We start from the raw sequence: 11,686 nt of genomic DNA, 5'->3' as shown, positions 1-11,686 counted from the left end.
TGTGTAAATCGTTTCAATTGTTACTATAGAGTTCGTCAGCGAGGTCCTCGGCGAAGTAGGTCAGAATGAGGTCCGCGCCGGCGCGTTTGATGGACAGCAACGACTCGTAGGCGACCGCTTCGAGGTCGAGCCAGCCCTTCTCGGCGGCGGCGTGGAGCATCGCGTACTCGCCGGAGACGTTGTAGGCGGCGACGGGGTGGTCGTAAGACTCCCGGATCTCCTTGACGATGTCCAGATACGGCAGGGCGGGCTTGACCATCAGCACGTCTGCGCCCTGCTCGACGTCGAGGTCGACCTCGCGGCTGGCCTCGCGTGCGTTCGCGGGGTCCATCTGGTAGTGCCGCCGGTCGCCGAAGGCCGGCGCGCCGTCCGCGGCGTCCCGGAACGGGCCGTAGAAGGCCGACTCGTACTTCGCGGCGTAGCTCATGACGGGCACGTCGGTGTCGCCTTGGGCGTCCAGCGCCTCCCGAATCGCCCCGACCATCCCGTCGATCATGCCCGACGGGGCGACCATGTCGGCCCCGGCCGCGGCGTGGCTCGCGGCGATTTTCCCCAGCAAATCGAGCGTCTCGTCGTTACGTACCGTCAGCCGCGGGTTCTCGGCAGCGTCATCTTCGAGGACACCGCAGTGGCCGTGGTCGGTGTACTCACAGAGACAGACGTCCGTGATGATGTAGGCGTCCGTCTCACTCGTGATGCGGCGCGTGGCTTCCTGCACGACGCCGTCTTCGGCCCAGGCGCGGCTCCCGCGCTCGTCTTTCGACTCGGGGACGCCGAACAGCATCACCGCTTCGACGCCGGTTTCGAGGACCTCCTCGACGCGCTCAACCGCCTCGCCGACCGGGACCCGTTCGTGACCCGGCATCGTCTCGATTGGGACTCGCTCGTCGGTCGTCGCGTCGACGAACACCGGCGCGATGAGGTCCGACGCAGAGAGCTCCGTTTCGCGTACCAGCGGTCGCACGCCGTCGGTTCGCAGGCGGCGCGGGCGCTGTGTCAGGTTCATACTGCCATTTCAGACCGTGGCCGGCATGAACCCACCGTTTGTGTGCTTAAACGCAACCACTTTTTTGACAGACGGAAGCCTATATCGGGGTAGTCGCTCTGTCGTCGGGGCCCGATTTACGAATACATCGGTGAACTGGCCGTATTATAGGCTGTAACTGAATATTCCGGCTAGTCTGGACAGTCAGGACACGCACTGCACACGAATCTGAGCGAAGCTCTCCCATCCACACACTGGCTTGTCCCGATCCATTTCTTACCGGTAGCATTGACGCCCAATAGGTGCAGAATACGCAACTCAGCAAGGAGCGACGGTATCACCGGACAGTCTTTCAGTCCCTGTTTTGGTTACGAGATAGCGGGCATAGTGCTCAGCGTCATACACTGCTTCGCCCTTTGCCGTCGAATATGGTCGTCTAACCCGAACAGTGAGACCACGATCTGATCGGTTTACGACGGTCACCTTTGGACCAACAGTGAATGAACCGACATCCCAGCTATCAAGACAACTCGCATTCTGAAGCCGAGCAGTCACATAGTCCGTTTCCGAGTTTAGTGCGCGTTCTTTGGCTTCAGAGACGTTTATTTGTGCGCCAATGGTTGGGGTTTCCTGACCACTGTCTACGGCCGATTTCGGCGTTGCTGGGCCGTCGGAAAGTGTAGAACATCCCGTGAGCACAAGGCTACAGACAATAGCGAGAAGTAGAGCCCTTTGATCGTACATACAGAGAAATAATTTATAACTGACAAATGCCTTGTGGGAAATCCCATCTTATGACGTGTCATCTATTGCCGCTTCAGCTGTACCCGCAGGAGTAGCTACCAGATACTGGGTCCTCGTGCACCGGTCTGGACAGTCACCAGATAGCAGGAGCCTGTGACGCCTTCGAGGGAATCTCCGGAAAGCAGTTCACTCGATGTCGACGACCTCGATTCGCTCGCGGAGCCACGCCGCCGCGTCGGCAACGGTTGCCGGGTCGTCACCGGTAATCTTCACCCGCCCCGGTGCATCGTCCTTGCGGGGATAGCTCCCGACGGCAACCGCGAACTGCTCGCGGGCCGCCGTGATGTGGGTGACCAGTGCGCCTTCGGGTGCAGGCGTGTGAATCGTCTCCGTCGTCCGGTCGCCGTCGAACTCGTCGGCAACGGTCTCGTACATCGCTTTCAGTTCCTCGGGGATACCCGGCAGGACGTACACGCGGTCGATGACACAGCCGGCGGCGAAGCTCTCGTCGGTCAGCAGCGCCTGCCCGCCCTCGGGGATCGACGCCCACGCGTCGAGGTCCAGGTCCATGTCGTAGCGGTCCACCATCTCGGGGTTGTCATCAGCGAACCGCTCGGCCTTCGCTTCGAGGTGTGCCCGCACGTCGTCGGGAACGACGAGGTCGCGGCCGAACGCCCGCGCCACGGCGGCTTTGGTTATGTCGTCGGGTGTCCCGCCGATGCCACCGGTGACGATGACCGCGTCGAAAGCGTCGTGATACCGCGCCACGGCGTCGGCGATGACCGCCTCGTCGTCGGGCACAGTCAGGACTCGGGTGACGCTTGCGCCGGCGGCCGTGAGCTGGCGGCCCAGCCACGACGCGTTCGTGTTCTCCGTGTCGCCAGCGAGCAGTTCGTCACCGACGGTGAGCAGTGCGACCTCCATCATCTCGCTGTGAGTGTCTGGCGGCGTTAAGCGTTTGGCTGGACGCAGGTGGACACAGACTCAGGTGTCGTCGGCCCGCTGCGGACCGAATGAATATGGATAGTGTATAATGGCATTATATCTAGTCTAGCCATATTTCGGTAACATACATATACTGGGTCCGGCAATTCAAAATCATGGTACTTGTCACCAATTGTGCTGATTGCGTCAAACGGGTGTACCCGAACCGAAGTCGCGTGCCGAGTACGGACCGCGACAGCGCTGGCCCGGTCGACGAAGCGTCCACAACATCCGCTGGAACGCTGACAGACTGACGCTGCTGGCAGCACACCGCGTCGTCGCGCTATCGGGCTCGTCGCGGTGTGTCGTAACGGCAACTCTTGGCAGGTAGCTACAGCAATGGAACACAGCGATAGCACAGGGCCGGACCGCTCGCTGCTCCGTCGGCTTTCCAGACCGGTTCTCGCGTTCGTTGGACTCGTCGCCGCCGGTGTGTTCGGATTCGTCACGTTCGGTGGCGTCGGCGTCGTCAACGCCCTGTTCTGGCTGCTTGACCCCACGAGCATCGAACTCCACTTCCAGACCCACGAGGGGCCCGCGACGCTGGTCAAAGGCTACGCCATCGTGGTGCTGACCGGTCTCGTCGTCGCTGGACTGTGGATAGGTGAAACAGTGCTGTCGGCAGCCTTCGGCGGCCAGATTCAGCAGGAACTTACACGTATGCAGATTTCGCAACGACTTCAGGAACTGGACGACCACATCGTCGTCTGTGGCTACGGGACGTTCGGACAGACTGTCGCGGAGCAGATAGGCGGCACGGACGCACAGGTGGTCGTCATCGAGAAACAGACAGAACAGTACGAACGGGCGCTCGACGACGGCCATCTCGCGCTGGAGGCCGACGCGAGCCGCGAGGGCGCGCTGACGGACGCGGGCATCAAGCGAGCCGACACGGTCATCGGGGCGATTGACGACACGAACGCAAATATTCAGATTGCGGTGCTGGCGAGCCAGCTTGCGCCCACTGTCCAGCTCATCGTTCGGGCCGGCGACCGACAGGACGAGACCGTGGCCCGCCGCGTGGGCGCGGATGAAGTGATAATCCCCGAAGTCGTCAGCGGAAAACAGGTGTGTGAGCGGCTGTGACCACGGGTCAGACGTTACTCCTCGGATAGTTCGGATTCCAGTGTCTCGACCCGGCGTTCGAGTTCGGAAACCCGCTTCTCGTAGCCGCGTTTACCGTCGAGAAAGTTGTAGACGAGTACCATGCCAGCGGCTGGTAGTCCGATGTACACCGCCAGTACGAGTACCATGAGGATAAGTTCTGTTGCGCCGGGTAGTCCCGGTATCTGGAGGAGGGCCATGGTGAGCCTTTTCGTTTCAGCTACTTGAAAACTCACATCTGAGCGATCAGACTCCCGCTTCCCCGACCGCTTCAGCGAGTAGCTCCGTGACCCCGACGATTTCAAGGTCCTCCTCGTAGCCGCCGGTTTTGCGCCCGTCCTCGTACATCGTCATGCACATCGGGCAGGCAACGACGAACTTCTCGACGGCCGCGCCCGCCTCGGTGTCTTCGAGGGCCTCGCGCAGGCGTTCCTCGCTGGGTTTGCTCTCCTCTTCGAGGTCCATCCAGAGGCCGCCGCCGCCACCGCCACAGCAGAAGGAGTCGTCCCTGTTGCGGGGCATCTCGTGGAGGTCGGCTCCGGTCGCGTGGATGAGGTCCCGCGGCGCTTCGAACTCGCCGTTGTACCGCCCGAGGTGGCAGGGGTCGTGGTAGGTGACAGTGTAGTCCAGTTCGGTCCCGGAGAGGCCGAGCGCGCCCGCATCTGCGAGGTCGGCGACGACCTGCGTGTAGTGGAACACGTCGTCTTCGCCCCACTCACAGGCCTCGAACTCGGGGTACTCGTTCATGAACGTGTTGTAGGCGTGGGGGTCCGTCGTGACGATGGACTGGAACTCACAGTCCAGTATTGCCTCGGCGTTGTCCTCGACGAGCATCTCGTAGAGCCCTTCCTCGCCGACGCGGCGCACGTCGTTGCCGTCGGTCTGTTCGGCCTCGTAGAGGATGCCGTAGTCCACGTCGGCGGCCTCGAAGACGGTGGCGAGCGCCTGCGCAATCTTCTGGTTGCGCTCGTCGTAGCTCGGGTAGTCGCCGACGTACCAGAGGTACTCCACCGGTTCGTCGCGGGCGTCCGGCACCTCGAAGTCGAGGTCCTCGGTCCAGTCCGGCCGGGCGCGCTCGGGGTCGCCGAAGGTGTTGCCGTGCTGGAACACGTTCATCATCGCGTCCTGGACGTGTTCATCCATCTCGCCGGCCTCGGTGAGCCGGCGGTTCATCTCAGTGAACTGCGTGACGTGTTCGATGTCGACCGGACAGGCGTCCATGCAGGCCATACAGGACATGCAGGACTCCATCGTGTGGGCGTCGATGACCGAGGTGCCGCCGTCGGCGATGATAGGCACGTCCTCGCCGCCGGCGTCGCGCTCCTCGCGGTAGCGTTTCAGGTCGAGGATGACGTTCCGCGGGTCCAGCGGCCGCCCGGACGCTTTTGCCGGACAGACCGACGAGCACCGGCCGCACTTGGTACAGGCGTCGTGGTCGAGCAGTTGCTTCCAGGAGAAGTCGTCGATGTCGCTGGGTCCGATATCGTCGGGGTCAGCGTCGGCCGGGACGCCGGGTAGTCGCACGCCGGCTTTCTCGTCGCGGGCGACGAGGTTGGCAAACGACGAGAGCATGTGGAACGGCTTCGCGTAGGGTATCCAGGCGACGAACCACAGCGCGACCAGCGAGTGGCTCCACCAGACGAACGGGTACGCACCCGCTGCCATTTCCGGTGTCATCCCGGCCATGACGAGCACTTCCTTGACCGACCAGCCGACGAAGCTCACCGTCTCGAAGGAGACGTCACGCACCGTCGAGGTACCGAGAATACGGATGCCCTCGGTGAGGTAGCCGCCGACGCCCAGCACGAACAGCGCGCCCAGAAACAGGTCGTCTTCGCGGGAGGTGTGGCGGTCGTGGAGGCGGTCGAGCTTGCGGCCGTAGCGCCGCCACAGCGCGACGCCGACGCCGACGACGAACAGCAGCCCCATCGCGTCCATGACGAACGAATAGGAGAGGTAGAACTGGCCGACGAAGAAGGATTCACCGGTCAGCGGCCGATAGAGGTCCATGTCGATACCCAGAATCGTCGTCCCGATGAGCAGCGTCAGAAAGCCCCAGACGATGAACGCGTGCATCACGCCGGCGACGGTGTCGCGGTCCAACTGCTTCCGGTTCGACAGCGCCAACTGCGCCGCCGCGAGGGTCCGCTGGGGCAACTCGTCCAGGCGGTCGAAGGGGTCGTCGCTGCCCTGGGCATAGCGGGTGACGCGGTTGTACACACCGTACAGAAAGACGATGATGGCGAGCGCTGCCAGATAGTAGAACAGCGCTTTCCCCACGTCGCCGATACGCCAGAACGTCGGGCGCGTGGTCGTCTGGAGTATAGATGACATACGGTAACACGCGATTTGTGTCCGCTTAAATCTTGCCACGCCCCGCCGCAGTCCTGCGAGAATTAGTGACCTGTTGAAAGTTTCCCCGTGTTACGTTGCTCATCCGACAGATATATGACTCCCGAGAAGTAGTTTCATGTTCGATGGACGAGAAGACCGAAGAACTCCGTGACATCTTCATGGACGTCTCCGACGAGGGGGCTGTGACGGAGTCTCAGGAAGCGTCGAGAGGGTCCCTGGCCGATACTGACGAGGCCGGTGTCGCGGACCGACTCGGTGATGTCATCGCGCGGATGCGCGAGCGGTACGAGTTCCGAACCGACCTCGCCGACGAATCCCTGGTAACAGTGGTCCGACTGTTCTACGAGGGGAGCGACGACGCGACCATCGCGGCCGAAATCGGCGCGGACGAGCCTGACGTGGTGGAGGCGCGGCTGGACCTGCATCTCCTCCGCGACGAGGACACAGAGGCACCGTTCGACCTGGCCGAGTTCCGCCGCCGCGTCGCCGACGCCGACCCCGCTGTCACCGAACTCGCGGCCGAGTTCGATATCGACGAGTCCTGGGCCGCCCACTACCGTCGCGTCGTCGCCGCACAGGACGCCGCGCGCCGGGTCTCCCACCGGTTCCAGAGCGAGTTCGAGGACGTGCTCACCGACGCCGGGCTGTCGACACAGCACGCTGCCGGCCTCCGCGAAGACGGTCTCGACGAAGCCACTGAGGACATTGACTCGCTGGATTCCGGCGCTGACGTGTCGATGTAACTCTGGGCATTCTTTTACACTAGCTGTCGGCTGAGATGGCAGGGTTTTCTGGCTGTCCGAAACACGACCGTTCCGTCCCGCCGAACATTCTTGTAGTGGAACACGACCACGCAGAGCCATGCCGACCCACACGTTCCGAGAGCTAGAAACGGCCGCCTACTGCCCCCGGAAGCTCTACTACCGCCGCCGCGACGGGGCGAGCGAAATCCCCGACGAGATTGAGTCGGTTCGCCGGCTCGCCCGTGATTACGAGCGGCTGCTGACCGACGACGCCGCCCTGCTGGCAGCCCCCATCGAAGTGGGTCCGGACGAGTACCGCGACCGGCTCAGAGGGCTTCGAGAGCGCCTGGCCGACTGGGACGCGCTGGTCGCCCCGGCGGCGACCGACGCGTATCTCGAAGGGAAGGACGCCCGCGGTATCGCACACAAGGTCGTCGCCGGGCGGGACGGTCCGGTCCCGTCGCTCGTCTTCGCCGGTCGGCCGCCCGAGGACGGTGTCTGGGAGCCCCAGACCGTGCGGTTGGTCGCCGCCGCGAAGGCGCTCTCTTGGGAGCGCGAGCGTGACATCGACATCGCCTACGCCGAGTATCCGGCATACGGCGTCATCCGGCGCATCGAGGTGAACGCACGGCGGGCCGGCGTCTACCGTCGGGCGGTTCGGACTGCCGACAGCATCGACGGCCCGCCCGGACGGGTACACAACGACGCGAAGTGCGAGCCCTGTGAGTTCAGCGACGACTGCGGGGTGAAGACGCGGTCGCTACGGTCGATGCTACGATAGGGCAGATAATCGCCCGGACAGCGGTGAGTGTCAGCCTTGGGCTTCGAGCCACGACTCGACGGCGTCAGCGTGTGCGCCGCGGCGGTGTATCGTTCCGGTGTCGACGTTCACCACCGTCGAGCCGGTCCCGCCGTCGGTTTCGCCGGCGTCGAGCACGACGGCGGCGCGCTCCCGGATGGCGTCGAGGTCGTCGACGGAGCGGGCGCTTGGGTTGCCGGAGATGTTGGCGCTGGTGGCGGTTAGCGGCCCGGTCTCGGCGAGCAGTTCGAGCGCGAGGTCGTGGTCGGGGACCCGAACCCCGACGCGGTCCCGGCCGGCGACCAGCACGTCCGGCACTGCGTCGCGGCGCTCGACGACGACGGTGACCGGGCCGGGGAGGAACTCGCGCATGAACGCCAGTTCGCGGTCGCTTGGGTGCGTGTACTCGCGGGCGGACTCGACATCGGGGACGGCCATCGACACCGGCTTGTCGCGCTCGCGACCTTTCGCCTCGAACACACGCTCGACGGCATTAGCATTGAGCGCGTCCGCGCCGAGGCCGTACACCGTCTCCGTGGGATAGACGACCAGCTCTCCGTCGCGGACCGCTGCCGCGGCGTCGTCGACTGTCGCCATCGTTAGAGCTGGGCTTCGACGTCGTCGTAGTCGGGGAAGTCGGGCCACTCCTGGGCCACCCAGGCGTATTCGATGGTCCGGTCGCTATCGAGGACGAACACCGACGGGCGCGGTTCCTCGATTCCGGCCATCCCGTCGAGGTCCATGTCGATGTCGTACTGCTCTGCGACGCCGTTGGCCGGGTCCGAGAACAGCCGGTAGTCCCCCTCGATATCCCGCTCTTCGAGCAACTGCTTGTGCTCGTACGGCGTCGAGATGGAGACGCCGACGACGGTGGCCTGCTCGTGCCACGCGCGGTCGCGTATCTCGTTCCAGATGTACGTCGCCGGGAACGCGCCGTCCATCGCGTGGAACACGAGGACGACCCGGTCGCTGTCGGCACACAGCGACGAGAGCGACTCGTCCTCCCAGAACTCGTCGTTGACGAGCGGGCGTGTGAAATCCGGCGCGGTGTCGCCCTCGTCGGGATGGTCAACCGGGTCGAGGTCGACGACATCGAAGTCGAGGTCCATCAGGCCACACCCCCTGCGGTCTCCTCACCCTCGCCGTATGTCCGCTCCAGATACGCGACGATGTTCGCGCTCTCGGACATCGTGACGCCGGTGTTCTCGTCGACGATAGCCGGCACGGTCCGCTTGCCGGACAATCGCTTGACAACGTCGCGGTCGGCGTGCATCGGCTCGACGAACCGCGACTGGTAGTCGAGGTCGTAGGCGTCCAGCTTCCGGACGACGCGCTCACAGAACGGACACGCCTGCAACCGGTACAGCGTGATATCGGACTCGCTCATACTCTGTGGAGTGATACGCGTGAAAGCCGGGTAAGGGCTTCGCTGACAACCCCTTCATGACAAGCCTTAATCCGCACCCATTACAACTTCGACCGTTGATGGCCCTGGATCCACCTGCGCCGTTTGAGCTGTCTACAGCGATGTTGCAGGGCGTCGAAATCGTCGGCGTCCCAATACCAAAAGACGCGGTGCTCGTCGCTGGTATTGTCACGCTCGTCGCACTGGTCGTCCTCTCGGCGTTCTTCTCGTCCTCAGAAATTGCGATGTTCTCGCTGCCTGCACACCGGACGGAAGCGCTCGTCGAGGACGCTGTCCCGGGTGCGAAGACGCTCAAACAACTCAAATCAGACCCCCACCGCCTGCTGGTAACGATTCTCGTCGGCAACAACCTCGTCAATATCGCGATGTCTTCCATCGCTACTGGACTCCTTGCGATGTACGTCGATAGTCAGGGGCTGGCTGTCGCCATCGCGACGTTTGGCGTTACCGCCGTCGTTTTGCTGTTCGGCGAGAGCGCGCCAAAGAGCTACGCGGTGGAGAACACCGAATCGTGGGCGCTGCGCATCTCCAAACCGCTCAAGGCTGCCGAGAAGGTGCTGCTCCCGCTTATCCTGCTGTTCGACTACCTCACGCGCGTCGTCAACAAAATCACCGGGGGCCGCTCCGCCATCGAGACCTCCTACGTCACCCGCGAGGAGATACAGGACATCATCGAGACGGGCGAGCGCGAGGGCGTCCTCGACGAGGACGAACGCGAGATGCTCCAGCGCACGCTGCGGTTCAACGACACTATTGCCAAGGAAGTGATGACGCCGCGCCTGGACATGACCGCGGTCGCCAAGGAGGCTTCTGCCGAGGAAGCCCTGGAGACGTGCATCCAGAGCGGCCACGCCCGCATCCCCGTCTACGAGGGGAGCCTGGACAACGTCATCGGCGTCATCCACATCCGGGACCTCGTTCGGGACCTCAACTACGGCGAGGCGGTGGCCCGCAACATGGACCTCGAAGACCTCATCGAGCCGACCCTGCACGTCCCCGAATCGAAGAACGTCGACGACCTGTTGACCGAGATGCGGGCCGAGCGCCTCCACATGGTCATCGTCATCGACGAGTTCGGCACCACCGAGGGGCTGGTGACGATGGAGGACCTGACCGAGGAGATTGTCGGCGAGATACTCGAAGGCGAAGAGGAGGAACCCATCGAGTACGTCGACGACGACACGGTCACGGTCAAAGGCGAGGTCAACATCGAGGAGGTCAACGAGGCGCTGGACCTTGACCTGCCCGAAGGCGAGGAGTTCGAGACCATCGCCGGCTTCATCTTCAACCGGGCTGGCCGACTGGTCGAAGAGGGTGAGACCATCACCTACGACGGCGTCGAGATCCGCGTCGAACAGGTCGAAAACACGCGTATCATGAAAGCTCGCGTTGTCCGCCTCGAAACCGACGAAACCGAGTCGGTCGACGCCGAAGAGGTCACGGACTGAGCACTTGCGGGAGCAGTCGTTTTACGTCGGTCGCTGTTGACAGGGATGACATGGGTTATCACCACCTCGCAGTCGACGATATCGAGCCGACACCGGACCGACCCAGTGTCCAGCGCTCCATCAGTGACGCGGCCGGCCTCGAAAACGCGGCCGTGAACGTCTACGAGGTCGCCCCCGGCGAGGACATCCCGCTCGCGTACCACTACCACGACGACCAGGAAGAGCTGTTCTACGTCCTCTCGGGCACGCTCGCCGTCGAGACGCCGGAGCAGACCTACGAGGTCAGCGAAGACGAGGTGTTCGTCGTCGAACCGGACAGCCCCCAGCGAGCGCACAACCCCGAATCGGCGGCCGAACCGGTGCGGACGATCGTCGTCGGCGCGCCCGCGGTGGACGACGTACATCCCTACGACCCCGAGTAAGCCGAGCGTCGCGGTCGCTCTGCGAGGGCTACTGGAGCGTAATAGCGTAGGTCAGTGCGAACAGCAGTATCGCGCCGGTCGCGACGTTGATAGCCGTGAGTTCCGCCGCGCCGATGACGCTCAGCCCCCAGACAATAGTGGCCGCAAACACCGTCGAGAGCACGACGTTCATCGCGATGAGTACCCGCGGGTCACCCTGCGACCCGCTCGCCCCCTCCTCGAACCCGTTCGCGTCGCTCATGCCCACGAACACGGACGGGACGCCCCTTAGCTCTTTGGCAGTGCCCGGCGAGTTCGACACGCTCTAGCCGGCGGCGGCCGAGTCGCGCAACTAAACACGCTCGGCGCCCAAGACGGGCGTATGAACGTTCAAAACCGTCATGGGGACCCGGTCGACCCGGTCCCGTTTCTCGTCTGCACCATGACGGCGGTGATGCTGCTGTTCTCCGTCGGCCCGCTGTATGGCCTCGCGTACGGGCTGCCAGTGTGGGCCGGCCTGACCGTTGCCACAGCCGGGACCGTCGCTGTCGCCGCCGTCGCGTATCACCGGCTTGTCTGGACTGCCCCGCCGCCCTGGGTCCAGATAGCCCCGGAACTCCGATTTCAGCGGCTCATCTACATCGGTCTCGGCTTCGCTGTCTTGCTGGTCGGCGTCTCCGCCCCGCTGGCCCTGTGA

Annotated in this window: 14 protein-coding genes; 6 read left to right on the top strand and 8 right to left on the bottom strand. The window is 63.7% G+C overall.

Annotation, left to right across the window (positions count from 1 at the left end; translation table 11 throughout):
• Positions 1–13: 13 nt before the first annotated feature.
• A complete protein-coding gene (hemB, locus tag SG26_RS07500; protein ID WP_050037240.1) occupies positions 14–1,006 on the bottom strand; it encodes a porphobilinogen synthase in 993 nt (330 codons plus the stop codon).
• Between the two features lie 909 nt (positions 1,007–1,915).
• Positions 1,916–2,653: a molybdopterin-binding protein gene (locus SG26_RS07495; protein WP_050037239.1), complete on the bottom strand. Its 738-nt coding sequence runs from the start codon at positions 2,651–2,653 to the stop codon at positions 1,916–1,918.
• 399 nt (positions 2,654–3,052) lie between these two features.
• Here SG26_RS07495 and SG26_RS07490 point away from each other — a divergent pair, with 399 nt between their 5' ends.
• Positions 3,053–3,799 carry a TrkA family potassium uptake protein gene (locus SG26_RS07490; RefSeq protein WP_014041634.1) on the top strand — a complete coding sequence of 249 codons (747 nt, stop codon included), beginning with the start codon at positions 3,053–3,055 and terminating at the stop codon, positions 3,797–3,799.
• Between the two features lie 14 nt (positions 3,800–3,813).
• On the opposite strand, the gene SG26_RS07485 is transcribed toward SG26_RS07490, so the two are convergent.
• Together SG26_RS07485 and SG26_RS07480 are read right to left on the bottom strand one after the other, a co-directional pair.
• Entirely contained in the window at positions 3,814–4,017 is a 204-nt protein-coding gene (locus SG26_RS07485; protein ID WP_023843459.1) for a hypothetical protein, read from the bottom strand.
• A 46-nt stretch (positions 4,018–4,063) separates the two neighbouring features.
• Positions 4,064–6,151, bottom strand: a complete 2,088-nt coding sequence (locus SG26_RS07480; RefSeq protein ID WP_050037238.1) for a (Fe-S)-binding protein — start codon at positions 6,149–6,151, stop codon at positions 4,064–4,066.
• A 143-nt stretch (positions 6,152–6,294) separates the two neighbouring features.
• Here SG26_RS07480 and SG26_RS07475 point away from each other — a divergent pair, with 143 nt between their 5' ends.
• Positions 6,295–6,915 carry a hypothetical protein gene (locus SG26_RS07475; protein ID WP_050037237.1) on the top strand — a complete coding sequence of 207 codons (621 nt, stop codon included), beginning with the start codon at positions 6,295–6,297 and terminating at the stop codon, positions 6,913–6,915.
• Between the two features lie 118 nt (positions 6,916–7,033).
• A complete protein-coding gene (locus SG26_RS07470) occupies positions 7,034–7,696 on the top strand; it encodes a hypothetical protein (RefSeq protein WP_014041631.1) in 663 nt (220 codons plus the stop codon).
• 30 nt (positions 7,697–7,726) lie between these two features.
• Here SG26_RS07470 and SG26_RS07465 read toward each other — a convergent pair whose 3' ends face one another.
• The 3 genes from SG26_RS07465 to SG26_RS07455 are packed head-to-tail and all read right to left on the bottom strand — an operon-like array spanning position 7,727 to position 9,101.
• Positions 7,727–8,311, bottom strand: coding sequence for an L-threonylcarbamoyladenylate synthase (locus tag SG26_RS07465; RefSeq protein WP_050037236.1), 585 nt, complete (start codon positions 8,309–8,311; stop codon positions 7,727–7,729).
• 2 nt (positions 8,312–8,313) lie between these two features.
• Positions 8,314–8,823: a redoxin domain-containing protein gene (locus tag SG26_RS07460; RefSeq protein ID WP_050037235.1), complete on the bottom strand. Its 510-nt coding sequence runs from the start codon at positions 8,821–8,823 to the stop codon at positions 8,314–8,316.
• On the bottom strand, positions 8,823–9,101 hold the full coding sequence (locus tag SG26_RS07455; RefSeq protein WP_014041628.1) for a glutathione S-transferase N-terminal domain-containing protein: 279 nt from the start codon (positions 9,099–9,101) through the stop codon (positions 8,823–8,825). The genes SG26_RS07460 and SG26_RS07455 overlap by 1 nt, the downstream gene beginning before the upstream one ends.
• Positions 9,102–9,199: 98 nt before the next feature.
• Here SG26_RS07455 and SG26_RS07450 point away from each other — a divergent pair, with 98 nt between their 5' ends.
• Positions 9,200–10,588 (top strand): hemolysin family protein, encoded by a 1,389-nt coding sequence (locus tag SG26_RS07450; RefSeq protein ID WP_014041627.1) that lies wholly within the window; start codon positions 9,200–9,202, stop codon positions 10,586–10,588.
• A gap of 50 nt (positions 10,589–10,638) precedes the next feature.
• A complete protein-coding gene (locus SG26_RS07445) occupies positions 10,639–11,010 on the top strand; it encodes a cupin domain-containing protein (protein ID WP_050037234.1) in 372 nt (123 codons plus the stop codon).
• Between the two features lie 28 nt (positions 11,011–11,038).
• Here SG26_RS07445 and SG26_RS07440 read toward each other — a convergent pair whose 3' ends face one another.
• Positions 11,039–11,251, bottom strand: a complete 213-nt coding sequence (locus tag SG26_RS07440) for a hypothetical protein (RefSeq protein WP_050037233.1) — start codon at positions 11,249–11,251, stop codon at positions 11,039–11,041.
• Between the two features lie 120 nt (positions 11,252–11,371).
• On the opposite strand from SG26_RS07440, the gene SG26_RS07435 reads away from it, so the two are divergent.
• Positions 11,372–11,686, top strand: coding sequence for a hypothetical protein (locus SG26_RS07435; protein ID WP_050037232.1), 315 nt, complete (start codon positions 11,372–11,374; stop codon positions 11,684–11,686).

This window comes from Haloarcula sp. CBA1115 (genome assembly GCF_000827835.1).
Taxonomy (GTDB): domain Archaea; phylum Halobacteriota; class Halobacteria; order Halobacteriales; family Haloarculaceae; genus Haloarcula; species Haloarcula hispanica.
Note: the sequence above shows the minus strand (reverse complement) of the source record. Positions and strands in the feature narration are given on the sequence as shown.

What these genes read in the sequence shown, in the direction of transcription:
- SG26_RS07435 (WP_050037232.1), top strand. Translation starts at nt 11,372, where the DNA reads ATGAACGTTCAAAACCGTCATGGGGACCCGGTCGACCCGGTCCCGTTT.
- SG26_RS07450 (WP_014041627.1), top strand. Translation starts at nt 9,200, where the DNA reads ATGGCCCTGGATCCACCTGCGCCGTTTGAGCTGTCTACAGCGATGTTG.
- SG26_RS07470 (WP_014041631.1), top strand. Translation starts at nt 7,034, where the DNA reads ATGCCGACCCACACGTTCCGAGAGCTAGAAACGGCCGCCTACTGCCCC.
- SG26_RS07460 (WP_050037235.1), bottom strand. Translation starts at nt 8,823, where the DNA reads ATGGACCTCGACTTCGATGTCGTCGACCTCGACCCGGTTGACCATCCC.
- SG26_RS07495 (WP_050037239.1), bottom strand. Translation starts at nt 2,653, where the DNA reads ATGGAGGTCGCACTGCTCACCGTCGGTGACGAACTGCTCGCTGGCGAC.
- hemB (WP_050037240.1), bottom strand. Translation starts at nt 1,006, where the DNA reads ATGAACCTGACACAGCGCCCGCGCCGCCTGCGAACCGACGGCGTGCGA.
- SG26_RS07480 (WP_050037238.1), bottom strand. Translation starts at nt 6,151, where the DNA reads ATGTCATCTATACTCCAGACGACCACGCGCCCGACGTTCTGGCGTATC.
- SG26_RS07455 (WP_014041628.1), bottom strand. Translation starts at nt 9,101, where the DNA reads ATGAGCGAGTCCGATATCACGCTGTACCGGTTGCAGGCGTGTCCGTTC.
- SG26_RS07485 (WP_023843459.1), bottom strand. Translation starts at nt 4,017, where the DNA reads ATGGCCCTCCTCCAGATACCGGGACTACCCGGCGCAACAGAACTTATC.
- SG26_RS07445 (WP_050037234.1), top strand. Translation starts at nt 10,639, where the DNA reads ATGGGTTATCACCACCTCGCAGTCGACGATATCGAGCCGACACCGGAC.
- SG26_RS07475 (WP_050037237.1), top strand. Translation starts at nt 6,295, where the DNA reads ATGGACGAGAAGACCGAAGAACTCCGTGACATCTTCATGGACGTCTCC.
- SG26_RS07490 (WP_014041634.1), top strand. Translation starts at nt 3,053, where the DNA reads ATGGAACACAGCGATAGCACAGGGCCGGACCGCTCGCTGCTCCGTCGG.
- SG26_RS07440 (WP_050037233.1), bottom strand. Translation starts at nt 11,251, where the DNA reads ATGAGCGACGCGAACGGGTTCGAGGAGGGGGCGAGCGGGTCGCAGGGT.
- SG26_RS07465 (WP_050037236.1), bottom strand. Translation starts at nt 8,311, where the DNA reads ATGGCGACAGTCGACGACGCCGCGGCAGCGGTCCGCGACGGAGAGCTG.